Raw genomic sequence first — 23,960 nt, 5'->3', positions numbered from 1 at the left:
TTCTATATGTAAAAATTATTTAGTCAGTGCTAAACTTATCTTTAGTCCCTCGTCAACCTTGGCCATAAGCTTGTCAGTTACGCTTCCTATCTTTTCTCTTAATCTCTTCTTATCAATAGTTCTGATCTGTTCAAGCAAAATTACGCTATCCTTAGGCAAGCCAAATTCCGGTCCATCTATCTCTATATGGGTCGGTAGTTTAGATTTATTCAGTTGACTTGTAATTGCCGCAACAATGATAGTCGGTGAATACTTGTTGCCAACATCGTTTTGCACGACAATAACTGGCCTCACACCGCCTTGTTCAGAGCCTATGACAGGTGATAAATCTGCATATATAATATCACCTCTTTTAATCATATTCTCACATCCTTTCTGATAAGTAAGACAATTATATTATAAGTTAAAATCGCTTATAAGTCAATAACTTTACGGGTTTAAGCTATATATCTTTATAGTTGTGAGAGCTTATTTCTTCTCCATCGTAAAAATACTTTCTAGAAATTCTATCCTTCATATCAGTTAGAACTTCATAATTAATAGTGCCTTCAATCTTAGCCAAGTCATCGTAAGTCATAGCCTTGTTAGTGCCGTCACCTATTATAGTTACTACATCAGCTACTTGAGCATCAGTACCTGTAGCATCAATCATAAATTGGTCCATACAAATGTTTCCGATGTTATTCAATAGCTTGTCTTTATATAAGACCTTTAACTTGTTTTGTAAAAGTCTTCTTACGCCATCTGCGTATCCTATAGGTATTGTGGCAACCTTAGTCTTTTTGTCAGCGATGAAAGAGAAAGTATAACTAACGCCCTCGCCCGCTTCTATCTCTTTGACATTTGAAATACAAGCTTTTAATTGCATTAACTTTTTTAAAGGTAAATTCTCTTTAATAACTTCATCAGATGGATAGTAGCCGTAAAGAATGATGCCTGCTCTAACATAATCAAGGTTTAAATCCTTTAGATCCATGATGGATGCTGAGTTAGAAACGTGTTTTATCCTTATCTTAAGTCCAGCTTCTTCGAGCATGGCAACGGTGTTTTGATAATTGTCATATTGCTTTTGAGTTAAAGTTTTATCTTTGATGTCAGCATTAGCAAAGTGAGTAAATATACCTTCTATGTCGATATTGTCAAGCTTTGATATCTTTAAAATTTCTTCCACAGACTTTGCTCTATGAACTTCATCTGCTTGAAAACCAATTCTAGACATACCAGTGTCAAGCGCAATATGTATCTTGGCAGTCTTATTTTGTCTTAGAGCTTCTTCACTAAGCTTTTTAGCCTTATCATAGCTAAATATAGCGCTCGTTAAATTATACTTAACTACTTCTTCTAAATAATTATCCTCTAAGTAATTAAGCATAAGTATATCCTCTTCAATACCTGCTTTTCTAAGCTCCATTGCCTCGCTCGCAACAGATACAACAAATCTATCAATTCCTAAGCCTTCCATAAACTTAGCAAGAGCTACAGCTCCATGACCATATGCATCAGCCTTAATAACAGGCATGATCTTCGTTTCAGGACTGATAGCCTTTTTAATAGAGTTGATATTGTATTCAAGATTGTTTAAATTAATTTCAAGCCAAGCGGCTCTATTGCCCTTCATTTATTTTACCTCCATCATCTTAATAGCTTTCGGTATAAACTCAATTATATCGCTTGCTATTAATGAATATTCTGTGTATTTTTCTTTTGCAAGATCCCCTGCTAGTCCATGCAAATATACCCCGTACTTCGCTGCATCAAAGGTATTGAAGCCTTGAACAAGTAGTGAAGCAATAATACCAGACAGCACATCGCCTGATCCTGCTGTAGCCATACCAGGGTTTCCTGTATGATTTATGTATTCATTGTCTTCATCCATGACAATAGTATTGTGGCCCTTTAAAACTACTACTACTTCAAACTTTTCACTAGCAAGGCGCGCATATTTTTTAGGCTCTTCTATAATTTTTTCTGTGTCAACATCTATAAGTCTAGCCAGTTCAGCAAAATGCGGCGTGATTATAGTCCTGTATCCTAGTTTATCTCGATATTTCTTCAAATAATGAAGACCATCTGCATCAATCACAAGCTTTTTATTTGAACGGATTATGTCTTTGTAAATATTATCTCTATTCTCAAAAAATGACCAAGCTGGTCCAAAAAGCACAGCGTCCATATCTTTTAAATCATAATTATCATTGCATCTGATTATAGTTTCAGACAGCTTCACGCTGAGTATATCCTGTATATCCCTGTCAATGTACAAATAAGATAAACCGCAGCCCGTCCTCATCGCAGCAAGTGACGCAAAGTAAGGCGCCCCAGTCATTGAAAGAGAGCCAGCAAATATGGCAAGCTTACCATAGTCGCCCTTATGAGTAAAGTCATCCCTTTTCTTAAACACTTTAAATTCATCAGCAATATTGATTTTGCTAGAGCATTCGTTTGTACTTGCAACGCTTATTGCGTAGTCGCCATCATGCGAGATTGAGACAAAAAAATTTATACCATTCACATAAGCAAATGGTACATCATTTTTTCTCTCTATAGAGATGTCTTTATATTGTAGTCCAGCTAAATTGCCATTTAAAGCCTTAATAATAGCTTCTTTAGCCGCAAAAATCCCAGCACAAGTTTCATCAGCCTTAGCTGATGATTCTATATAGCTTATCTCTGCATCACTAAAGAAGCGATTCAAAAACTTTTCATTTTCCATTAATTTTCTAATTCTAGATATTTCAAGTATATCTACACCTATACTCATTAAATTATTCCTCTAATCTCTTCAAAACTTTCTATCTTATTATCATTCATATATTTTTCTAAGTCTTCAACAATATTTGGCATAATCATAGGCTCTGTAAAGTTCATAGTGCCAACTTGTACTGCACTTGCTCCAGCCATAATAAATTCGATTACGTCTCTATAGTTTTGTATGCCACCCATGCCTATAACAGGTATATTAACAGCCTTTGACACTTCATAAGTCATTCTTAAGGCTATAGGTTTGATTGCAGGGCCTGATAGACCTGCAGTTTTATTGTTAAATACAGTTTTGCGCCTGTCTATGTCTATGGCCATAGCGTTAAATGTGTTAACAAGACTTAGTGCATCTGCACCAACTTCTTCGCAAGCTTTAGCCATTTCCACTATGTCGTTAGCATTAGGTGATAGCTTTACTATAAGCGGTTTGTCTGTAGCATCTCTAACTTTTTTAACAACATCTTTAGCAACGCAAGTCTTGATACCAAAGGCCATGCCGCCGCTTTTAACGTTTGGGCATGAAATATTAAGCTCTATCATTTGAGCTTCTGTCTTTGATATTAATCTAACTGCCTCTAAATAATCTTCTATGTTATTACCGCCAATATTTACAAGTGTGATAAGGTCCTTTGATAGTAGAAAGTCTAGTTCATTATCGATAAAAGCTTGTATACCAGGGTTTTCAAGGCCTATAGAATTCATAAGGCCGCTTGGAGTTTCGAATAATCTTATGCCTTCATTACCATCTTTTGGATTTAGTGTAAGGCCCTTAGTGGAGACGCCGCCTATCTTTGAGATATCGTAGTACTCCTCATATTCTTTACCAAAGCCGTAGGTTCCGCTCGCAGCGATTAGTGGGTTTTTAAATTCAATATCAGCTATCTTTACTCTTAAATCAGTCAATTAAAAACACACCTCCTCCAAATATTGGTCCGTCCTTGCAAACGCGTCTCATGCCAACTTTAGTCTTTATACTGCAGCCCCTGCATGTTCCTACGCCGCAAGCCATCCTTGATTCCATGCTTACTAGTACTTTATTTCTATTATGAGCTTTTAATAATAGGGCTTTCATCATTGGGAATGGTCCGCAAGTATATATCTTATCGTATTTCTCCGATTCTAAAATATCTATGATATAGCCTTTATAACCGACCTTGCCACTTTCTGTTGAAATATATGTATTTTCAACATATTCTTCAAAATCTTCGATTAAGTATGGATTATCTCTAAATCCTGCGTAATAATCTATATTCTTAGTGATATCTTGTATAGATCTAGCAAGGTACTTAAGAGGCGCTATACCAACAGAGCCGCCAACTAAAGCCACTTTTTCATCTTTATTAGGTAATGGGAACTTGTTTCCTAGTGGTCCAAGTAAATATAATTTATCGCCTTTTTTAAGCTTCATCATTATATCTGTTCCTCTACCAACATTTGCTACCAAAAGATAGATATTGCCCTCCTCATCTATATCGTAGATGCTTATAGGCCTAGCTAGAAGAGGGTCTGTTCCTTGCCACGATTTAATCATATAAAATTGTCCAGGTGCACCTTCGAATGGTCCACTTACTTTTAAAACGTAGATATTGTCAATAATGTGATTGTTTTCTAATATCGTACCCTCTTTGTATGCATTTCTAGCCACAGATATCCTCCTTCATATTTATAACAGCTTCTCTAATGTATTTTAAATAATTTTCAGACTTATAATCAGTGTCGTCCATGTGCTTCATATGGCTTGTTATTATACCTCTTGATGAGTTAACGATGCCGCCATTAAGCTCTGTAAGCAATTTTCTTACAGTTGAAGCTTTTCCGCCTTGAGCACCATAGCCAGGAACTAAGAAAAATTCCCTAGGAAATCTCTTTCTTATCTCATCTTGTTCGCCACTGTCCATGATGTTATCACCAACAACGAAGCCTAGAGATGAGTAGCCATAGTCACCGATGTATTTATCTGCAATCTTACTTAGATTGTCACCAATTATATTATACAATGTTTCGCCTTTACTTTCAAGGTATTCTATGTCTAAAGCACCAGGATTTGAAGTTCTTAATAGCACAAATATTCCTTTTTCTCCGCTTTCCAAATAAGGCAAATAAGGTTTTATGCTATCATAGCCCATAAATGGTGAAAGTGTTATGAAGTCAGCTTCAAAATCTCCTTCAAAGTGTGCTTTTGCATACATTTCTGCGGTCTTTGCAATATCAGATCTTTTGATATCGCCTATGCTTAGCTTATTCTTCTCTCTAAGGTATTCTAAAGTCTTTTTGTATGCTAATAGTCCTTCTACGCCTAAAGCTTCGTAGTAAGCAATTTGAAGCTTATATACAGCTACCAAATCATAGCTTGCATCGATTATGTCCTTGTTGAATTTAAAAACTCTATCTGCGATACTTTCAATACTATTTAAATGCTCTGGAATATAGGACAAATCTGTGTCTAGACCGACACAGATTGGACCAAATTTTTGAACTTCTTCAAATAATCTATCTATAATCATATTATTCCCCGTAAACATGATCACAGTAAGCACATTTGTACTTGCCTTTTTCTCTATCAACTAAGACAAATTTGTGCGGAATATTTCTTTCAACAGATGTTATGCAGCGAGGATTCTTGCATTTTATAACGCCTTCTACAACTTCTGGAAGAGTAAGATTTATCTTTCTTTCGATCTTTTCATCTTTTATTACGTTCACAGTGATGTTAGGATCGATAAAACCTAGCGCAGATAAATCTAAGTCTATTTCATTTTCAATCTTAATCATATCTTTGCTGCCCATCTTTTCACTGTGTGCGTTCATGATTAATGCTACAGTGTAGTCAGCTTCTCTAAGATTTAGATATTCAAATATTTGTATACCATGTCCAGCTTGTATATGGTCTATAACTATACCTTTTGAAATACTATTTATACTTAACATTATTTAACCCCCAATAATTTTGCTATCAGTGCCATTCTTATATACATACCGTTCTTAACTTGTCTAAAGTACCAAGCTCTTGGATCGTCGTCTACGTCTACAGCTATTTCGTTAACTCTTGGTAGTGGATGAAGTATTGCTAGGTCTTTCTTTGCGTTCTTAAGCTTTTCAAGGTCTAGAACGTAGCTGTCTTTCAATCTTACATAGTCAGCTTCGTTGAAGAATCTTTCTTTTTGTACACGTGTCATGTATAATACATCAAGATCGTCAATTACATCTTCAAGTCTTTCTACTTCTGTATATGGTATAGATTTTTTATCAAGAACTTGTTCTTTTAAGTATTTTGGAACTCTTAGTTCATCTGGTGAAATAAGAACAAATTTGTTATTGCTATATCTTGACATTGCTTTGATTAGTGAGTGAACTGTTCTGCCGAACTTTAAGTCGCCGCATAGACCTATAGTCATGCCGTCAAATTTGCCTTTAGCGCTTAGTATTGTAAATAGGTCTGTAAGTGTTTGTGTAGGATGTTGGTGTCCGCCGTCTCCTGCGTTAATTAGTGGTACTGTGCAAGCGTTGTGGCCATATTGTGGAGCGCCTTCTTTTGGATGTCTCATAGCAATGATGTCTGAGTAGCAGCTAACTGTTCTTAGTGTATCAGCTAGTGTTTCTCCCTTTGCTACAGAACTAGAGCCCGGCTCCGAGAAACCAATAACATTTCCGCCTAATCTCAACATAGCGGCTTCAAATGAAAATCTGGTTCTGGTGCTGGGCTCATAGAATAGAGTAGCTAGGATTTTACCATCACATACGTGTATAAAATCCTTTTCGTTTTCAACAATTTCTTTACCTAGTGCAAATAGCTCATCAAGCTCCTCTAGGCTTAGATCTTCCGGATCAATATAATTTCTTCCTTTAAGCATAATATCCTCCCTATATTTTTTTTATCCTTATAATCATACTACTAATAAATTTAAAAGTCAAGAACTTTTTTTACTTTTTTTCAAATTTTACAAACTTATATGCTTCATCTAATTTTTTTAAAATCTCTTGTCTTATTTTTTCTAATTCTTCATCTTCCTCTTCATCTGCAAGTGAAGCCTTAAGATATTCATATCTAGCATCGAGCAATTCGCTGTCGGTATTGTCGTCTGAGTAAAGTGCGCTTAAATTTGTATAGTATTTAAAGTTTTCAAAGTTCTCTAATGTATAGTTCTCAATAAATAATTTATCATTGTACTTAAAGTTTTTGAAAAACTTTTCTTTCTTTGCTATCTTATTGCTACTTATATAAGCAAGTATGATTAAATACATGATAAATATAATCATCATGATGATAGTGTACTTGATGAAGTAGTGATTTGTATACATCTCAAGGTCTCTCTTTATTATGACGCGCACTAATAGAAAGTGTAAAAAAGCCCTTCTTGTTGCATTACTCGCAATAATCCTAAACACATAGAATGTTTGTGTATCCTTAATTCTGGGTCTTATAATTAGGTAATAAAAAATTAATGATATGCTTAGTGCTATATCCAGTCTATGCACCTTTGATATTGGTAACAATATTAGATTAAGTATCATTAAAGAAAAACTAGATAGCTCGATAATGGAGCGCAAGTCCATGATATATTCTTTAAAGTATTGTTTATTTCTTTCCATAGTATCACCATATATATTATATCATATATTAAGTCTTATCATATACTTTATATAAATTTTTTAATAGTAATATTTAGATTGTATTGATTATTCTTTTTAATTTCTTAATTTCTATATTTCTATATAGCTGTGTGTAAAATAAATTTTTGCATAAAAAAATGAGGCTTGCGCCTCATTTTTAATTAGCAATTTGCATCGCTTGTTATATATCCAGCTTTTGCTAAAACTTCTTTAGCTTTATCTAGGTTCTTTGTACTAACCATGATAACTGGTCCTGTACAACCCATACCGCTTTCAGCATAGATACCTTCTTTCCAAAGTGCTTGAACTGAATCTTCAAGTTCTAGTATATCGATACCAGCGATAGCTTCTTCAACAACTTCCTTTGCTGGAGCTGCTACTGCTTCCTTTGGACCGTCATCTTTCTTTTCATTAGATTTATTTAATGATGCTAAAACATCTTTTAAACCAGCTGCATTAGCTGCTTCAAAAGTAGCTTTTGCTACCTTGTGTAAGTTGCCCTTAACAAGGCTTGCAGCATATACTAATGCATTTGCTACAACAGGAACGCCTGATGCTCTAGATACTATAAGTATAGTTCTATCGAAGTCTTCACCAATACCAGGTCCATAACCAAAGCCAGCTGCTTCGTATGATCCACCAGTTGTGAATGAAGAGAACATCTTCATAAGAATGTTACCTGTAAGTGAGTCATTAACTACAACATCGCATGAAGCTTGTAATAAGTCGTTTCCTCTCATTACATCTCCGCCGTCTGCTCTGTGTGACTCAGCAAATTTTATATTAAATCCATTTTCGTTTAATTGTTTAAAAGCTCTTTCAACTTGTCTTGCTCCGTCAACATTTAGTATACCAAGACTTGGATCTTGATTACCTAATGCTTTAGCTACGATTAAACCATAGATACCATTAAGAACCATTGCTTCTACTCTGTGTGCAGAAGATGTTCCTGTTGTTGTTGCTATAAGCATTTCTTTACCATATCCAGGAGTAACAGCTCTACCTACAGTAGATACTCCGATTGGGAAATTATAATGCATAGTAACGCATGCATCTATCTCTCCAGCGTCTAGCAATTCTTCCATCTTCTTATAGCCTTGATCTTCATCAGAAACTTCATATTGAGTTAATTCAGTTTCTGCTTTAGGACCGATAAGGACAACTTCGATTGAAGAATCTCTAGATTGAGCAAGTTCTGCAGCTTTAACTAAGTTTTCAGTACCGTGTTCACTACCAAAACTTGTTAAGCCAACACGTACTTTTTTACCGAATGAACCAGTTTCTAAGCCATCAGCGATGTCATTAAAAACTTGTCCAATCATTTTCTTAATGTTGTCTGACATATCGTCACCTCTAATTTTCTTCTGTGAATGATTTAGCGAAATCTCTCATTGCATCTGCTACATATTTCTTGATAGTTTCTTCAGATGCTGCACCTTCTTCGCTAACCTTTCCTGGGTTCTTTTCGATTACTATAGAAACACCGTCGAATAGGTTTGTCATTCTACCTAAGAATAAGCTTCCCTTACCAACAATCATAGCTCTTTTTACTGCTCCGCTCTTGATATCATCTATAACAAATCCAAGATAAGGTGCTCCTGAAGGTATATGGCCTTGAGTTGGAGCCCAACCTTTCATACCATGTTCAACGATAAAATCAGGAAGTGCAGTTCTTTCGATTTCGCCATTCTTTACAGCTAAAGCTCCTATCATCTTAAAGTTAGCTTCAGGAACGTCACCTGCTCCAGCTGGTCTTGTTATATCTGGATTTTGCATTTCTACTGAATATTTATCTACATCTATGATTTTTAATCCAGCTTTTGTTAGTGGATTTGTAACTAAAGAAGTGATAACTGCTTGTGGTGATGAACCAGTGCCAACTGTGTGTCTACCAACTATATCAGTTCTGATTATTGGATGTTCTCCATCGTTTTGAGAGACAACAAATGCAAATCCTGCAACACAGTCTTCGATTATTGGCATTTCTTTCTTAACATGGTCTCTTCCGTTCATGCCAAGTTTAGCACTAGAACCACCTGCAACTACCAATACATTCTTAAATGTTCCAGCTTGTACTAATGACGAAGCAGAAATTAAAGAGTGAGTTGGAGCTGCACAGAAGCCTCTAACGTCTGAACCTGATGCGTTAACTAAACCAGTTAATTCTGCTATAGATTTAGCAAAGTTACCGCCACCTCTTTGGTTCATATCACCGCATGCTTCTTCTGAACATTCAATTACATATTCAATTGATTCAGGATCAATGTGGTTCTTTTCTATACAGTTTAAAGCAGCAAATATACCTGATGCTTTAACTACTAAGTTTTCAAACATTACGTGAGCTGATAAGTTTTGGTCAACATCATGAGCTCTCTTTACACAACCAACAACTTTGTCATCATTCATGATTGCTTCAGCACCGTGATCATTGATTAAACCTTCAATTTCTGCTAATTCAGTTCCTTCACCTAATCTTTTTATTAGATCTTCTTTTATTAGTGGATGTTCTTCAAATTCTTTTTTTACTTGTTCAGTAAATTCTTTAGTTAAAAATACTAATTCAAATACGTCAGCAACTTTCATCATACCGATAAGTTCTGATTGCGGAAGAATTTCACCCTTTTTGCCATGTCTATCAGCACCTTCTAATAAATGCTCATGCCATGGTTCAGGCACTTCTCTTAACTTTTCAGGAACTTCATTACCTATATAAATTTGGTTAGGTAAATAGTTAACACAGTCTTCGAAACTTCTTAAATGTTTTGGAACTGCCTTTAGATACTCTGAATCTGGATGTAGAGTTCTTTCTGTTGTTTGTGTAGTTCCATTGTGGATTACCATATCAGGTGCTTGTAACAATACATAAGCTGCACCCTTTAATACTGAATAATTCATCCATACACCTCCGTAATATTTTTTTATTATGAATTATCTATAACATAGCAATACTATGACATAAACTAATTATGTACTTCGCCCTTAATTGAAAGGGCGAATATAATTATCTAAAATAATTATTTATCGAAAACAGTTTGTCCATCAACTTCAGTTTCTAAAGCATGTAATGCTTTTTCAACTAGCTTTCTTCTTAGAGAAACTTCTTCCTTGTGGTCAAGTTTTGGATCTCCAAGAGGATGTGGAATAGCTATTGTTGGAACTATTCTGTTAGCACCAACTGTTAATGAAATTGGAACTACTGTACACATGTGAACTACAGGGATTCCTGCACGTTCGATTTCTTTTACCATTGTTGCACCGCAACGTGTACAAGTACCTCAGGTACTAGTTAATATAACTCCATCAACATGGTTTTCAACTAATTCTTTTGAGAATTCTTCAGCAAATTTCTTAGCATTTGCAACGGCAGTACCGTTACCAACTGTTGTGAAATATGCATTGTATAATTTTCCTATTTTACCTTCTTTTTCAAATTCTCTCATTATGTCAAGAGGTAAAACTCTGTTAGGATCTTCGTTAGCATATACAGGGTCGTATCCACCGTGAGCTGTTTCAGCATTTTCACTTGTGAATGCATCTAATCCTGTAATGTCATATCTTCCGTATTTAGAAGCTGATGATGCTTCGATATGATCAGGGTTTCCTTTTGCACAAATACCACCAGATGTTACTAAAGCGATAGTTGCGTGAGCCATATCTTTGATAGCTGGGTTTGGATCAACCCTGTCAAAGTTAGGCATTGGATATTCTGTAACATATTCTTCACCGTTTAACTTCTTAAGCATCATGTTAACAGCTCTTCTTGCTCCTCTTTCTTCTGCGAATAAATTGTATCTTACTCCTCTTTCGATGTATCCTTCTTCTGCTGGAGTACCGATTTCTTCATTCTTAGCTAGTTTAAGAGCTAATGGAGCCATCTTCTTAACAGCGTCAACCATACCAGCCGCACTGTTCTTTGTACTAACTATATATACTGATTTCTTGAACATATCAGCACCTGGGTTTTCAACATACATACCAGTTACTGCAGGAATGCCAAGTTCAGATTGTACTGCGTCAGTAATTGTAGCACAAGCTACACCGTATCTTCCTGCGTTAAATGCAGGTCCTGCGATGAATAGATCAGGTTCATATTTTTTAACCATTTCTAGTATAGCTGCTTTTGCTTCTTCAATGTTTTCTCCGAAATATGAGTCACCACATACTATAGTCGCAACAATTTCAGCTTCTCCTTTAAATTGGCCAGTTAAAGCCATACCAGGACCCATAACCTTTTCTTCAACATAAGGTTTTATATCAGCTTTTTCTTCTCCACCAACACCGGCAAAGAATTGGTTAATATAATGAACTACTCTAAATTTACTCATCATATTTCCCCCCTTTTACTAAAATTTTTGGGCACTATTAATATTGAGTGTACTCATCTCTGATAGCTTTGATTTCACTAGTAATAGCATCAACGTCTAATACCATTTCCATCATGCCTATTTGTTCGTCATAAACGCCTGCATCAACACTTTCCTTGAATTCAGGGTCTAATGCATGGTATACCTTAAGTCCCAACGAGACTCCGGCTAAAGGACCAGCCCATGTAGGGTCACCTGCTGTAACAGTTTCAGCTGCTAAGCCTGCTGTTTCAGCTTCTCCTCCACCAAGTAAAACTATAATGTTTTCTGCACCGTATTTATCTACGGCTTCTTTTACTCTGTTTTGGTTTTCTAGGTCCATAGCGCCTGCGGCAGTTCAGACAAAACATTCAGTAGCTGAGAATACAACTTCTGCAGGTGTTGTCTTTATACACTCTTCCATAGCAGGACCAGGAATACCGTCTCTGTCGCCAATTATAACAACTTTTGAATTTTCATTAAATATTGACATTCAAAAACTCTCCTTTCCTATTTTTATTTTTAATTAATTATTTGCCTCTTGCTGTTAAATATCCGAAACCTACTTCAGAAGTAGCTCCTGTTATAGCTTGGATTTCAACTGTTACTGAACCGTCTTCTTTTAATGAACCGTCAAATCCACCTGCGATTGTATCGATAAATTCAGGGTGACCAATAACTTTGTCCATCTTAGGTAATTCAATAACTTGGTTAGCGTTACCGCCAGTTACAACTGCATCTGCAGCCTTATCAGCGTCTGCTAACGATTGAGAAGCACCGTCTCTACCAGCGTATTCATCTGTAATGATTACAGTCTTAACGCCTTGTCCTTCGATCTTCTTGCAGTTCATGATTAAGTCTGTATCTGGGTTACCAAAACCTTCTTGTGAAACAACAGCTCCATCAAGATCTAGATATCTAGTTAGTTTAGCAGTCCAGTTTGAACTTCTTTCCTTATCAGCAAGATAAACGTTTTCGTTAGTGATAATCATACCAACAAAGTTGATAGTTTTACCGTGTTCTTTGTACAATTCTTTAACAACTGGGTTGTTCATGTGTACATAAGATGGGTTCTTATCGCATGATGATACGCAGTTACCACTAATTATAGCTCCATCAAAAACTTCAGTTGGGTATAAAATTGTAGGAACTATTTGCTTTGCATCGACACCATAAACGTATGTGTCATGTAGAAGTCCTTGAGATTGTAGCATTTGAACATATGCAACTCTTGGAAGTCCTTTGAACTTTTCAGCACCTTCCATTAAAGGTAGTGTTTCATAAACTTCTGTTTCATCTGGAGTCAAGTTTCTTGCTGCTTCAGCTAAGTAAGCTGCAGTCTTGAATCCACAATATCTTAGAGCTTTTTCATGTTCGTGTTGCTTCAAACCATCAATTGGTTCAGCAATAACTACAATGTTGTTAGTTTTTGAGAATGGTGTATATTGAGCACCTGGTCCTGTCATGTCGACAATACCTTCTTGGAAACCAACAATTTTACCTGTTGTCATTACTGCACAACCTTTAAGAACGTTTGTTTTACCTGAACCAACTACGTCAACTTTTGAAAGAATTCCAGGGAATACTCCACCAGGTCCTTCAACTTTAACTCTTGGTTCAACAACATCTTTAACCGGTGTGATTCTAACACTTTCTCCCGGTCTAGCGATTTCTACGTCTACGGATTTAATATGTTCATCTTCCTTGCAAAGATTGATAATGTCTTCTTTATTTACATATAGAACTCCATTTTCTACCTTTGTCTCTTGGCCGAATTGAACATCTTTAATAAGCACGTTGCCTATTTCTAGACGCATAATCTCACCTCCCTTAAAATTTGAATATATTTAACTATAAAATAGTAAATAAACTTTAGTTATATTTTTCTAACATTTCTCTAACTGATTCTTTAGTAGCGTCTTCTTTAACTCTTGAATCTACTTGAGAACCGTCTTTGTAAATAGCAATTACTGGTAAGCCCATAACTTTTTCACCAATTGCTAATCTTCTACCTTTTGAAATATCAAATGAAGTGAATTTAACGTTTGTAAATTCTTCTTCCATTGCGTGGATGTGTGGCATTAAAGCCTTGCAAGGTTCACATGTAGGACCCCAGAAATCCACTAATACATAGCCTTCTGCTTGTTTAACTTCTTGTTCAAAATTGTCTTTTGTTACTTCTAACATTACGATTCCTCCTTAAAATATCTTTACTTTATATACTTAGACTATTAGTCTGCAAAGTTTTCGTTAATATATTTTTCTGCTTGTGTAGCTGCTATAGCTCCATCTGCAGTTGCTGTAACAACTTGTCTTAATTCTTTCTTTCTGTTGTCTCCAGCTGCAAATACTCCAGGGATATTTGTGTGCATGTTTTCATCAGTAACGATGTAGCCACCTTCCATATCTAGGATGCCTTCAACAATATCGTTCTTTGGAATATATCCTACGAATACGAATAGACCAAATGTTCCGTCGTTTTCGTCAGCAAATATTTCGCGTTGTTCTTTTGTCTTAGTATCTTCAAGAACTATGCTTGTTAAGATTCCGTCACCTTTTACTTCTACAACGTTAGCGTTCCAGATGTAGTCAAGTTTTGGATTCTTGTATGCCTTTTCTTTAATACTTTCAGCTGCTCTTGCTTCTTCTTTACCTTTTCTGTAAACAAGTGTAACCTTTCTAGCAAATTTAGATAAGTACATAGCTTCTTCGAAAGCTGAGTCTCCACCGCCTACTACATAAACTTCCATGTCTTCAAAGAAGTTAGCATCGCAAGTTGCGCAGTAGCTTACGCCTCTACCTGTAAATTCAACTTCGCCTGGGCAACCAATCTTTCTTGGTGTAGCGCCTGTAGCAACAATAACAGTCTTGCCTTCATAAGTTTTGTCTTTGCAAACAACTTTTTTAACTTTATCGTTTAGTTCTAGTTTTTCAACAGTATCTAAAACGAATTCAGCTCCAAAGCTGTCTACTTGATCTTTCATTCTCTTAATTAGGCTTGGACCTGAAGCTTCTTCAACAGAACCAGGATAGTTAGCAACTTCGTCAGTTATAACTATTTGTCCACCAGCTTTTTCCTTTTCTAGGATAAGAGTTTTAAGTCTTGCTCTTGAAGCGTATAAGCCAGCTGCTAGTCCTGCAGGGCCCCCTCCAATAATAATTACATCATACATTAATGATATACCTCCTTATACTACATATTGTTTATTAACAAAATTGTCTGTAAAATAAAAAACAGAAAACAAGCCACTCTTGTTCTCTGTCTATAACCTGTGAGATTCTCTTAAACAAGATTGCTCCATCGGTGCTATAAGCTTTCCAGAGTACTGTCAAAATGCGGTTCTTTTACCTGAGACTTTTGAATTTAAGTAGTGAGCTCAAATTCTTTACCCTTCGGTGACATATGTTCTCTCCCGCATCTGTCGTCCAGTTCTTTACTAATTATATTATACCACAATTAGTATAATTTTACAAGCATTTCTATATTTTAATTTTTTATATCTGAATTAAAACAATTTATGAAGAAAATGACTTAATTATTCAAAATGTTTTAATATATATCCTGCGATATTGTCAGCGTGGTCTCCTATTCTTTCTAAATTTGATATTGTATCTAGGAAGATGATGCCTTGCTCTTCTTCACATTCGTTTGTCATCAGTCTTCTAAAATGTTTTTCTCTAAATGCTTCTTCGCAAATATCTATTTCTTTTTCAGTATTAACTATGTCATATGCTTTTTCCTCTGACATAGACCTATAAGCATCCATAGTCATAGTAAATACTTTATATGTTAAATCATAAATTTCATTTAATTCGTTCTTGCCTTCTTGTGTAAAATGTATGTCCATGTTAGTTTTTTCTTCGCTTAATTGAGCAATATTCTTAACATGGTCTCCAGCTCTCTCTATATCATTTACAATAAAGAATAAATCATCGACCGTTTCGTGCTGTTCTTTAGAAAGTCCTGACGTTGATACCTTTACTAAATAATCTATAATTTCTTTTTGCAGACTATTAATAAGCTCTTCTCTATCATAAATAACATCCATTAACTCGCTTTTTTTATTAATCAATAAATCTCTTGAATCATCAATATTTTGAAGAACCAAATCGTTCATTCTTGTTAATTCATCCATAACTGTTTCTATTGCTAAGGCTGGTGTAGTAAGTATACGATAGTCTAGATGTATTGCGTGCTTATCAGCTTTATCGTCGCCTTCTGGTATTAGCTTTTGAGCTAATTTAACAAGTACTTTTGCAAATGGCATCATCCATAAAACGTTAATAACGTTAAAGAAAGTATGCGCCATGGCGATTTGTGTTGTTGTTTGACTAAAGTTATTAACAACATAAGTTTCAATAGGATTCTTTAATAAAAGCATAAATAATAATGAGCCAAAGACATTAAAAATAAAATGTATAAATGCTGCTTGTTTAGCTGTTCTGCTAGCTCCAATACTCGAAATAAGTGCTGTAGTTGTTGTACCTATGTTTTGACCAAATAATATTGGAAAGGCTATGTGCATATTAATAATATTTTGTGATGCTAATGCCAGTATAATCGCTTGAGCAGCTGATGATGATTGCAGTATAGTTGTCATAACAATACCTACTAACATTCCTAGCCAAGGATTAGTAAGTTTCGCCATCAAATTTGCATATACAGTACTTTCTCCTAATGGCCTCATTGCTTCTCCCATTGCTGCCATACCAAAGAAAAGTATACCTATACCTAAAATAATTTCTGCATAGCTCTTAATTCTTTTCTTTTTACCTAGCATGAAAAGAAGCACACCAACAAATATTGCTATAGGTGCATATCTTGATATATTTAAAGCAAGCATTTGACCAGTAATTGTTGTACCTATGTTTGCTCCGAAGATTATTCCAACCGCTTGATATAGGTTCATTAAACCAGCGTTTACAAAGCCGACAACCATAACCGTAGTTGCTGATGAGCTTTGTATAATCATAGTTACCACTGTACCAACTAATATACCCATAAAGGTGTTTTTAGTTAACGCCCCAATTATTTTTTTTAATTTGCTTCCTGCCGCCTTTTGAAGTCCATCCCCCATAAGGCTCATTCCGTATAGGAATAAACCTAGGCCGCCCATAAGTCCTAATGCATAATCCATAAAATCACCTATATAAGTTCCATAAAATCTAATTGCCTAAGAGCTTCGTATAAAATTACTGTACAAGAGTTTGCTAGATTTAATGATCTTTTTAAATCTTTAATCATTGGTATCCTTATTGCTCTGTCACTGTATTTATTAATTAAGTCCTCTGGCAAACCCGCTGTTTCTTTTCCGAAAAATATAAAGTCGCCATCTTTAAATTTAACATCAGAATAAATGTTTTTAGTCTTTGTTGTTGCTAGATAAAAGTTTGCATCTTTATTCTTTTCAAAAAAATCATCCAGGTTTTCGTAGATTGTAAGATCCAGATACTTCCAATAATCTAGACCCGCTCTTTTAAGGTATTTATCACTTAAATCAAAACCAAAAGGTTTAATTAAGTGAAGTCTAGAATTAGTGAGCACACAAGTTCTCGCTATGGCCCCAGTATTGTGCGGTATCTCTGGTTCATGTAATACTATGTTTATTGCCATGAGCTCCTCCTAAAAATATTGTTTCAAAAATTTCATAATTCCGTCGTGATCATTATCGTAATCAGTTATGAAATCTGCTTTTTGCTTTAATTCGTTTGTTGCATTGCTCATAGCAACGCCGACTTTTGATTCTTCAATCATCTCTATATCGTTATTATTGTCCCCAAAAGACATCAAATTATCTAAACTTAATCCTAAGTTCTTACATAAATACTTAAGAGATTTAGCTTTATTTACCCCTTCTGGAACAATCTCGATATTATTAGACCAAGAGCTTGATATTTTAACGCCATCTATCTTCTTTAGCTCAGTTCTTATTTCTTCAAGATAATTTTCATCCTCTTCTACTAATAAAACCTTAAAATAAGAATTGCTTTCACATGAATCTCTAAGCTCTCCTATATTATTGTATTCAATTATGTCAATAGTATCTTTAATATTTTTAGGAACTCTTGAATAAGTGTTTAAGGATGTAGTTCCTTTAAGTCTATAGAACTCATTTACTCCATAAAAATGGAAATTCATCTTGTAGTCATAAAGTAGATTCACTACTTTTATAAATGCATCTGTGTCAATAGGTTTCTCGTAGACTCTTCTGCCTTCACTATCAGTAACAACGCTGCCATTTGTCGCTACTATAGATGTTTTAAATGGCAGTATCTTTGCATATGCTTCGATCGATTTATGAAGTCTACCGCTTGATAAAACTATTTCGACGCCGTTTTCATTTAATCTTTCAAGTTCTAGCGAAGTTCCTCTGCTTACCATTTTCTCGCTATTTAGTAAAGTTCCATCCATATCAAAAGCAAGTACTTTTATATCTATCATGGTAGCATCACCGCTTCATCACTGTTTGAAGCATCTCCACTAGGATCTTCCTCTCCAGCGGTTTTAGTAGAAACCCTAACTATAGTATCTCTCTTTGGATAATAGTCCTTTGTAAACTGTTTATTCGAAATTACTTTTCCATCTTTTGTAACAATCTTGTTTGTTACAACTCTATAGCCATCGTATCCTTTTACGTCAACAACTCTTTCGCCAGCTTTTAGGTTTGGATCTTCTTTCTCAATAGCCTGTGATTTGATTACTTCAACTATCTCTGATTTAAAGCTTATATCGTAATCTTTCTTTGTTTTATCGCCATAAACATAAAATGTTACTTTGTTATTTGTAACGCTTGAGTCTATATATATAGGAAAATCATAAGAATTTTGAAATCTTAGATTTTTAGATCCTTTCCAAACTGCGCAGTCTTGTCCTTTTGGCACATAGTTTGCAGCTCTTGAGTGAGGGTGTCTTTCAAGTATTTTAACTCCCGCTCTAACAAGCGCATTATAAAGCGTAGTTGAAGTTTGGCACATGCCTCCTCCTAAACCATTTTCATACTCTCCACCCTTTAAAACATGTGCATTTTTATATCCATTAGCTGCCGTTATATCTCCTATGGCATTATTAAAGTTAAAAGATTCTCCAGGAAGCAAAAGTTTTTTAGAAACAGAGTTTGATGATACTCTGATATTTGTCTTTCTTTCGTTTGAGCTAGTGCTTATATCTGTTGTGAACGAACCAATAAGTCCGTTTATTCTTTCAAGGTCAGAATGTTTCTTTTCTGGTTCTATAGTTTCTACACTTGCTGTAATTGTTTCAGTATTATTATTAATAGCATCTAAGATATCATTTTTAAGTTTTTCTCTATCTAGTTTTTTCCCATCTTTACTCTCTGTAGATGTGATTTTGCCATTGTTTACGCTAAATTCTGCATTTACCGCTTCTGTATCGATTTCACTTGCAATTTTAGCTACAAAATCATCTACATGTGAGTAATCAATCTCTTTATCTATGACTACGTTTAATGGATTTTCTTTAAGAGCCTCTAACTTATTGTATCTCTCTTCTAGTTCGCCCTCTCTAGCGTATTCGTAAGCTTCGCTTATGGCTTTATCTATGTCCATCTTATGATCTAGATTTTTTAGCTCAAATGTATAATTCTTATCTTCTACATTAATATTGATATTTTTACCTTCTAGCTCATCAGCTTTTGCGGCAAGTATCTTGTCTTTAGCTTCTTCTTTAGATAAGCCGCCAACATCTATGCCGTCTATAGTAATACCCGTATAAATATCGTCTCCTTTAAGAGCTTCTTCCATAGCTTCAATTCTTTTTCCTTCAGTATACTTTGTGTAGCCAAAGTACCCACCGCCTAAAATTAGTATTAGTACTATAAATATTGCTAATCCTTTTTTCATTTATCAATTCCCTTTCTGTATAAACAAATATCACTTAAATTACAAAGTTCACATAGTGGTCTTTGCGCCTTGCACACTCTTCTTCCGTGAAAGATTAAGAGGTGATGTGCTAGTGACCAAGTATCCTTCGGCAGCTTTTTCATAAGCGCCTTTTCTGTATCCAAGACATTGTCTTCATCTACTAAGCCGATTCTGTTAGACACTCTAAAAACATGAGTATCAACAGCTATCCTCTGTACGCCAAAAGCGTTAGATAAGACAACATTTGCAGTCTTTCTACCGACTCCTGGTAATTCAATTAGCTCTTCAAATGTGCTTGGCACTTGGCTATCGTATTTATGTACTAATATATCGCAAGTCTTTTGTATGTTTTTCGCCTTATTTCTGAAAAAGCCTATGGATTTGACCATGTCCTCTATTTCAGAAAGTGGCCTTTCTATGTAATCTACCGGTTCTGGCATGATTTTAAACATCACATCAGTAACCTTGTTGACTTGCTTATCTGTGGTTTGAGCTGATAATATCGTTGCTATCAAAAGCTCAAATTCATTTCTAAAGTGCAGCTCAGGACCTGCGTCAGGATAATCCTGACGCAGTATGTCCAAAACTGTATTTATTTCTTTTTTATTTAATACTTTTCTCATAACTATACATCTCTTTATCTATATTTGTAATTTCAACTCTATCGTCATTGTCGATGAAGTTAATAATCTTCTCGATAGTTTTCTCGTTATATTTACTTTCATTTGACACGAAGGAAAAGCCTAAATCACTCACCTGCCACTTATCATTGTCCGAAGCTTCACAAACAGATACGTTAAACCTTGACTTAATCCTTTCGACAATTGATTTAACAACCATGCGTTTATCTTTTAAGCTCAAAGCATCATATATAGTTATGCTGATAAGCATATTTGTGACGAACATTATTGTAAAATGTTCATTTCCTTTCCAACTTTTTCAAATATTCTGCATGCTTCGTCAAGTTGTTCTTTAGTGTGTCCTGCTGTAACCATGCATCTTACTCTGCCTGTTCCTCTTGGTACTGTTGGGAATACTATAGCTGAAACGAATACTCCGTTTTCAAGTAATTTTCTTGAGAATTCCATAGCTTTAGCTTCTTCGCCAATAATTACTGGAGTGATAGGTGTTTCACTGTGGCCAGTGTTGAATCCAAGTTTACCTAATTTTTCCTTGAAGTATTTAGCGTTATCCCAAAGTTTATCAGTATATTCGCTGCTTTCCATAAGCATCTTGATAGCTTCTGTTATAGCACCAACTGATGCTGGTGTTAAGCTTGTTGAGAATAATACTGGTCTTGCTCTATGGATTAACCATTCGTACATTGTTTCAGAACCTGCTACATAGCCACCTATACAGCCTATAGCCTTTGATAAAGTACCAATTGAGAAGTCAACTCTTCCGTGTAAATTAAAGTGGTCAACTGTACCTCTACCATTTTCACCAAGTACACCAGATCCATGAGCGTCGTCAACATATGTCATACATTCATACTTTTCAGCTAAATCAACAATATCAGGAAGTTTAGCTATATCTCCGTCCATTGAGAATACACCGTCAGTTATAATAAGTACGTTTCTATAGTTCTTTCTCTTTTCTTTTAAAACGTCTTCCAAACTATCCATATCAGAGTGCTTAAATATAGCTCTATCTGCTTTAGAAAGTCTTGATCCGTCGATGATTGAAGCGTGGTTTAACTCATCAGAGATGATTAAGTCGCCTTTTTCAGTTACTGCTTGGATAGTACCAGCGTTGCAGTTAAATCCTGATTGATAGATGAAGGCTCTTTCTTCTCTCTTGAACTGTGCTAAAACTTTTTCAAGTTCTTCATGGATATCCATGTTACCAACTATAGTTCTAACAGCTCCTGAACCTGCTCCGTATTTTTCTACCATTTCGATAGAAGCTTTTTTGATTCTAGGGTTATTAGCAAAACCTAAGTAGTTGTTTGAAGATAAGTTAATTACCTTTTTACCATTTAAAATAATTTCAGCGTCATCAGGTGAGCTTAGTATAGGTAACTTTCTATAAACTCCTTGATCCTTTAACTCTTGGATTTTGTCTTTTAAAAATCCTAATTCGTGTACATTTGACATAATACCCTTCCTTTCATTAAATAATTCATTCTTATTTATATCTATAATATTTGCATTTCTCTCAAGTATTTTCTTGCCACGCCATAAAGCGGCCATAGCTTTGTATTTTTCTTTAAACTCTCTATTGCTTAATTTAAAATCATCTTTATAAACAAGGCCATAGTCATCCGACTCGTGGAACTCTTCATGAAATACTTTTTTTGCGTTTTTATTGTATGGACATACTTCTTGGCAAATGTCGCAGCCATATATGTAAGTCTTTATATTCTTCTTTTCAAAATCGTCTAGCTCGCCCTTCTTTTGAGTGATGTATGATAAGCACTTAGACATCTGCATCTTATAATCACACAAGGCTTCGTTTGGGCAGGCTCTTTCGCATATATCACACGAGCCACAATCAATTTTTAAGCTTTCATCATAATAATCACTAGGCTCATTACTTATTATATACCCAATAAAGATAAAAGAACCTAAGTTCGGATTGATAATACAAGTATTTTTGCCTAAAAATCCGAGGCCTGATTTTTGCGCAAGTAGTCTTTCTACTAGTGGACCAGTATCTACAAAGACGTGACTTTCTGATTCTGCATTAATAAAGAGCTCTCTATCAATTGCTTTAAGCTTATCCGTAAGCACTTTATGATAGTCATAACCATACGAAGATCTTGAAAGCAAATAAGTACCATCTTTTTTCTTGGCTTTTTTATAATTATAGCTCAGTCCAAAAACTATTATGCTCTTTGCATTAGGAAAAAGATCCTTTGGATTTAGCCTTTCTTCCTCACTATACTTTGTAAATTCATTTGCCGCCACTCCAATAGCTTCAAGCCGTTCTGCGTCTGTAATTCTAAAGGTGTCTACGCCATATTTTTTAATTAATATATCTACTTCGCTATGCTTGATAATCATTTTAGTAGTTCTAAGCTATCGTCAGTAAATCTTGTAGCTCCTCTGTTGTAATTAACAGATAGAACTAAACCTATACAAGCTAGGCTCGTTAGCTGGAAGGTTCCCGCATAGCTTATGAAAGGTAGCGGTATACCTGTAACTGGCAATATCCCAAGTATCATACCTATGTTTTGAACTATATGAAAGAAAAACATTCCTAAAAATCCCGATACCATGGCTGAGCCAAAAACATTATCAGAGTTTTTAGCAATAATAATCATTCTTCTTAGCATACTATAATAAAGGAAAATCATTATAGCTCCGCCCACAAAGCCTGTTTCTTCGCCGACTATAGCGAAGATTGAGTCAGTATGCTTCTCTGGAACGTACTTATACATATTTTGCGTTCCTTTAAATAGACCTCTACCAAATAATTTTCCTGAGCCTAGAGCAATCTTACCTTGAATAACTTGTCTACCTGAGCCCATCGCGTCTCTTGTAGGATCCAAGAAGTCATAAATTCTGTTCTTTTGATATTGGTTCATAGAAAACCAAAGAGCAGGTATCGATAATACTCCTAAGCCTATGGCGTAAACAACATATTTTAAAGATATCCCTTGTGAAAATAGCATGATGAATATAAAAAACACATAAACGATTGCTGTTCCTACGTCTGGTTGTAATAATATTAATACAACTGGTAGAAATGCAAAAGCAAGTATCTTTAATAAAACAAATGGATTATTGATATTTTCAATATTGTTTTCTATGTATTTTGCTAGTGATATTATTAAGCCTACCTTTACAAACTCTGAAGGCTGAAATGTAAATCTTGAGCCAATCTCTATCCAGCTCTTGGCATTATTAACAGTCTTACCGAAGATAAGTGTTGCAATCAATAATAAGATGCAGCCAGCGTATATTATTAAGTATAACTTGCCCCAAATATTATAATCAATTAGCATTAAAGCAAACATAATGACTATGCCTAATGCTAAAGACAAAAAGTGTGTCTTCATTAGACCGTTTTGCACTGGCTTTGAAAATGATAGTGTAGTTGAATACACCATGATGGTTCCAAAGGCAAGCAGCGCTAGTATTGATAAGACAAGTATTATATCTACTCTAAACTTAGGTTTTTTAATCATATTACTCTCCCTTTGCATACATATTTATTATAAAATAAAGGCAGTTATAAGTCAAGGAGTAAGCGATTATTATTTTAAATATTCTTAATAATCTTATATAAATAAAATATTTTTTCTTTTAAACACAAAACGCGCAAAACGATTTTCTAAAAACGTTTTTACAAGAATGATTTTAGGCAAAATAAAAAGCCTTGCTACTCATAATGAGCGGCAAGGCCATATAATAATTAATA

The 23,960-nt window shown here is 35.0% G+C and carries 24 protein-coding genes and 1 riboswitch; all 24 genes read right to left on the bottom strand.

What is annotated here, in order from left to right; translation table 11 throughout:
- Nucleotides 1–15 precede the first annotated feature (15 nt).
- Nucleotides 16–360, bottom strand: a complete 345-nt coding sequence (locus tag AC1EJ0_RS00420; RefSeq protein ID WP_058260310.1) for a type II toxin-antitoxin system PemK/MazF family toxin — start codon at nucleotides 358–360, stop codon at nucleotides 16–18.
- A gap of 82 nt (nucleotides 361–442) precedes the next feature.
- Nucleotides 443–1,618, bottom strand: a complete 1,176-nt coding sequence (gene alr / locus AC1EJ0_RS00415) for an alanine racemase (RefSeq protein ID WP_480022861.1) — start codon at nucleotides 1,616–1,618, stop codon at nucleotides 443–445.
- Nucleotides 1,619–2,761, bottom strand: a complete 1,143-nt coding sequence (locus AC1EJ0_RS00410) for an NAD(P)H-hydrate dehydratase (RefSeq protein ID WP_480022862.1) — start codon at nucleotides 2,759–2,761, stop codon at nucleotides 1,619–1,621.
- The gene (locus AC1EJ0_RS00405; protein ID WP_480022863.1) at nucleotides 2,761–3,663 is read right to left on the bottom strand and encodes a dihydroorotate dehydrogenase; all 903 of its coding nucleotides are present in this window, start codon (nucleotides 3,661–3,663) and stop codon (nucleotides 2,761–2,763) included. Before AC1EJ0_RS00405 ends, AC1EJ0_RS00410 begins: the two co-directional genes overlap by 1 nt.
- Entirely contained in the window at nucleotides 3,656–4,405 is a 750-nt protein-coding gene (locus AC1EJ0_RS00400) for a dihydroorotate dehydrogenase electron transfer subunit (protein ID WP_294797167.1), read from the bottom strand. Before AC1EJ0_RS00400 ends, AC1EJ0_RS00405 begins: the two co-directional genes overlap by 8 nt.
- Nucleotides 4,398–5,264: an orotidine-5'-phosphate decarboxylase gene (pyrF, locus tag AC1EJ0_RS00395; RefSeq protein WP_480022864.1), complete on the bottom strand. Its 867-nt coding sequence runs from the start codon at nucleotides 5,262–5,264 to the stop codon at nucleotides 4,398–4,400. The genes AC1EJ0_RS00400 and pyrF overlap by 8 nt, the downstream gene beginning before the upstream one ends.
- Before the next feature lies 1 nt (nucleotide 5,265).
- On the bottom strand, nucleotides 5,266–5,688 hold the full coding sequence (locus tag AC1EJ0_RS00390) for an aspartate carbamoyltransferase regulatory subunit (RefSeq protein ID WP_058260304.1): 423 nt from the start codon (nucleotides 5,686–5,688) through the stop codon (nucleotides 5,266–5,268).
- Nucleotides 5,688–6,611 carry an aspartate carbamoyltransferase gene (gene pyrB / locus AC1EJ0_RS00385; protein ID WP_058260303.1) on the bottom strand — a complete coding sequence of 308 codons (924 nt, stop codon included), beginning with the start codon at nucleotides 6,609–6,611 and terminating at the stop codon, nucleotides 5,688–5,690. Before pyrB ends, AC1EJ0_RS00390 begins: the two co-directional genes overlap by 1 nt.
- Nucleotides 6,612–6,681: 70 nt before the next feature.
- The gene (locus AC1EJ0_RS00380; protein WP_480022865.1) at nucleotides 6,682–7,350 is read right to left on the bottom strand and encodes a hypothetical protein; all 669 of its coding nucleotides are present in this window, start codon (nucleotides 7,348–7,350) and stop codon (nucleotides 6,682–6,684) included.
- Nucleotides 7,351–7,532: 182 nt separating this feature from the next.
- Nucleotides 7,533–8,714, bottom strand: a complete 1,182-nt coding sequence (gene grdD / locus AC1EJ0_RS00375; RefSeq protein WP_480022866.1) for a glycine/sarcosine/betaine reductase complex component C subunit alpha — start codon at nucleotides 8,712–8,714, stop codon at nucleotides 7,533–7,535.
- Between the two features lie 10 nt (nucleotides 8,715–8,724).
- The gene (grdC, locus tag AC1EJ0_RS00370) at nucleotides 8,725–10,266 is read right to left on the bottom strand and encodes a glycine/sarcosine/betaine reductase complex component C subunit beta (RefSeq protein WP_480022867.1); all 1,542 of its coding nucleotides are present in this window, start codon (nucleotides 10,264–10,266) and stop codon (nucleotides 8,725–8,727) included.
- A 119-nt stretch (nucleotides 10,267–10,385) separates the two neighbouring features.
- Nucleotides 10,386–11,696 (bottom strand): glycine reductase complex selenoprotein B, encoded by a 1,311-nt coding sequence (gene grdB, locus AC1EJ0_RS00365; protein WP_480022868.1) that lies wholly within the window; start codon nucleotides 11,694–11,696, stop codon nucleotides 10,386–10,388.
- Nucleotides 11,697–11,733: 37 nt separating this feature from the next.
- Nucleotides 11,734–12,207, bottom strand: coding sequence for a glycine/sarcosine/betaine reductase complex selenoprotein A (gene grdA, locus AC1EJ0_RS00360; protein ID WP_480022869.1), 474 nt, complete (start codon nucleotides 12,205–12,207; stop codon nucleotides 11,734–11,736).
- 37 nt (nucleotides 12,208–12,244) lie between these two features.
- Nucleotides 12,245–13,531: a glycine/sarcosine/betaine reductase component B subunit gene (locus tag AC1EJ0_RS00355; protein ID WP_294796911.1), complete on the bottom strand. Its 1,287-nt coding sequence runs from the start codon at nucleotides 13,529–13,531 to the stop codon at nucleotides 12,245–12,247.
- A 55-nt stretch (nucleotides 13,532–13,586) separates the two neighbouring features.
- Complete coding sequence (gene trxA, locus AC1EJ0_RS00350) at nucleotides 13,587–13,901, bottom strand: thioredoxin TrxA (protein WP_058260295.1); 315 nt, start codon at nucleotides 13,899–13,901, stop codon at nucleotides 13,587–13,589.
- Between the two features lie 44 nt (nucleotides 13,902–13,945).
- Entirely contained in the window at nucleotides 13,946–14,896 is a 951-nt protein-coding gene (gene trxB / locus AC1EJ0_RS00345) for a thioredoxin-disulfide reductase (RefSeq protein WP_148344913.1), read from the bottom strand.
- A gap of 145 nt (nucleotides 14,897–15,041) precedes the next feature.
- Nucleotides 15,042–15,140, bottom strand: a riboswitch (glycine riboswitch).
- A 110-nt stretch (nucleotides 15,141–15,250) separates the two neighbouring features.
- The gene (locus tag AC1EJ0_RS00340) at nucleotides 15,251–16,852 is read right to left on the bottom strand and encodes a Na/Pi cotransporter family protein (RefSeq protein ID WP_480022870.1); all 1,602 of its coding nucleotides are present in this window, start codon (nucleotides 16,850–16,852) and stop codon (nucleotides 15,251–15,253) included.
- An 8-nt stretch (nucleotides 16,853–16,860) separates the two neighbouring features.
- Entirely contained in the window at nucleotides 16,861–17,328 is a 468-nt protein-coding gene (locus AC1EJ0_RS00335; RefSeq protein WP_480022871.1) for a tRNA (cytidine(34)-2'-O)-methyltransferase, read from the bottom strand.
- A gap of 9 nt (nucleotides 17,329–17,337) precedes the next feature.
- A complete protein-coding gene (locus AC1EJ0_RS00330) occupies nucleotides 17,338–18,156 on the bottom strand; it encodes a Cof-type HAD-IIB family hydrolase (protein ID WP_480022872.1) in 819 nt (272 codons plus the stop codon).
- Complete coding sequence (locus tag AC1EJ0_RS00325; protein ID WP_480022873.1) at nucleotides 18,153–19,574, bottom strand: VanW family protein; 1,422 nt, start codon at nucleotides 19,572–19,574, stop codon at nucleotides 18,153–18,155. Before AC1EJ0_RS00325 ends, AC1EJ0_RS00330 begins: the two co-directional genes overlap by 4 nt.
- On the bottom strand, nucleotides 19,571–20,218 hold the full coding sequence (gene nth / locus AC1EJ0_RS00320) for an endonuclease III (RefSeq protein WP_480022874.1): 648 nt from the start codon (nucleotides 20,216–20,218) through the stop codon (nucleotides 19,571–19,573). The genes AC1EJ0_RS00325 and nth overlap by 4 nt, the downstream gene beginning before the upstream one ends.
- A complete protein-coding gene (locus AC1EJ0_RS00315; RefSeq protein WP_304016016.1) occupies nucleotides 20,199–20,501 on the bottom strand; it encodes a DUF503 domain-containing protein in 303 nt (100 codons plus the stop codon). Before AC1EJ0_RS00315 ends, nth begins: the two co-directional genes overlap by 20 nt.
- On the bottom strand, nucleotides 20,501–22,600 hold the full coding sequence (locus AC1EJ0_RS00310) for a glycine C-acetyltransferase (RefSeq protein WP_480022875.1): 2,100 nt from the start codon (nucleotides 22,598–22,600) through the stop codon (nucleotides 20,501–20,503). The genes AC1EJ0_RS00315 and AC1EJ0_RS00310 overlap by 1 nt, the downstream gene beginning before the upstream one ends.
- Nucleotides 22,597–23,727 carry a rod shape-determining protein RodA gene (rodA, locus tag AC1EJ0_RS00305; protein WP_480022876.1) on the bottom strand — a complete coding sequence of 377 codons (1,131 nt, stop codon included), beginning with the start codon at nucleotides 23,725–23,727 and terminating at the stop codon, nucleotides 22,597–22,599. The genes AC1EJ0_RS00310 and rodA overlap by 4 nt, the downstream gene beginning before the upstream one ends.
- Nucleotides 23,728–23,960 lie beyond the last annotated feature (233 nt).

The sequence above is a fragment of the Fenollaria sp. C0166D3 genome, from assembly GCF_056590255.1.
Note: the sequence above shows the minus strand (reverse complement) of the source record. Positions and strands in the feature narration are given on the sequence as shown.

Coding starts and splice junctions, on each gene's coding strand:
- AC1EJ0_RS00420 (WP_058260310.1), bottom strand. CDS start 360: ATGATTAAAAGAGGTGATATTATATATGCAGATTTATCACCTGTCATA.
- alr (WP_480022861.1), bottom strand. CDS start 1,618: ATGAAGGGCAATAGAGCCGCTTGGCTTGAAATTAATTTAAACAATCTT.
- AC1EJ0_RS00410 (WP_480022862.1), bottom strand. CDS start 2,761: ATGAGTATAGGTGTAGATATACTTGAAATATCTAGAATTAGAAAATTA.
- pyrF (WP_480022864.1), bottom strand. CDS start 5,264: ATGATTATAGATAGATTATTTGAAGAAGTTCAAAAATTTGGTCCAATC.
- AC1EJ0_RS00390 (WP_058260304.1), bottom strand. CDS start 5,688: ATGTTAAGTATAAATAGTATTTCAAAAGGTATAGTTATAGACCATATA.
- pyrB (WP_058260303.1), bottom strand. CDS start 6,611: ATGCTTAAAGGAAGAAATTATATTGATCCGGAAGATCTAAGCCTAGAG.
- AC1EJ0_RS00380 (WP_480022865.1), bottom strand. CDS start 7,350: ATGGAAAGAAATAAACAATACTTTAAAGAATATATCATGGACTTGCGC.
- grdD (WP_480022866.1), bottom strand. CDS start 8,714: ATGTCAGACAACATTAAGAAAATGATTGGACAAGTTTTTAATGACATC.
- grdC (WP_480022867.1), bottom strand. CDS start 10,266: ATGAATTATTCAGTATTAAAGGGTGCAGCTTATGTATTGTTACAAGCA.
- AC1EJ0_RS00355 (WP_294796911.1), bottom strand. CDS start 13,531: ATGCGTCTAGAAATAGGCAACGTGCTTATTAAAGATGTTCAATTCGGC.
- trxA (WP_058260295.1), bottom strand. CDS start 13,901: ATGTTAGAAGTAACAAAAGACAATTTTGAACAAGAAGTTAAACAAGCA.
- AC1EJ0_RS00340 (WP_480022870.1), bottom strand. CDS start 16,852: ATGGATTATGCATTAGGACTTATGGGCGGCCTAGGTTTATTCCTATAC.
- AC1EJ0_RS00335 (WP_480022871.1), bottom strand. CDS start 17,328: ATGGCAATAAACATAGTATTACATGAACCAGAGATACCGCACAATACT.
- AC1EJ0_RS00330 (WP_480022872.1), bottom strand. CDS start 18,156: ATGATAGATATAAAAGTACTTGCTTTTGATATGGATGGAACTTTACTA.
- AC1EJ0_RS00325 (WP_480022873.1), bottom strand. CDS start 19,574: ATGAAAAAAGGATTAGCAATATTTATAGTACTAATACTAATTTTAGGC.
- nth (WP_480022874.1), bottom strand. CDS start 20,218: ATGAGAAAAGTATTAAATAAAAAAGAAATAAATACAGTTTTGGACATA.
- AC1EJ0_RS00315 (WP_304016016.1), bottom strand. CDS start 20,501: ATGTTCGTCACAAATATGCTTATCAGCATAACTATATATGATGCTTTG.
- AC1EJ0_RS00310 (WP_480022875.1), bottom strand. CDS start 22,600: ATGATTATCAAGCATAGCGAAGTAGATATATTAATTAAAAAATATGGC.
- rodA (WP_480022876.1), bottom strand. CDS start 23,727: ATGATTAAAAAACCTAAGTTTAGAGTAGATATAATACTTGTCTTATCA.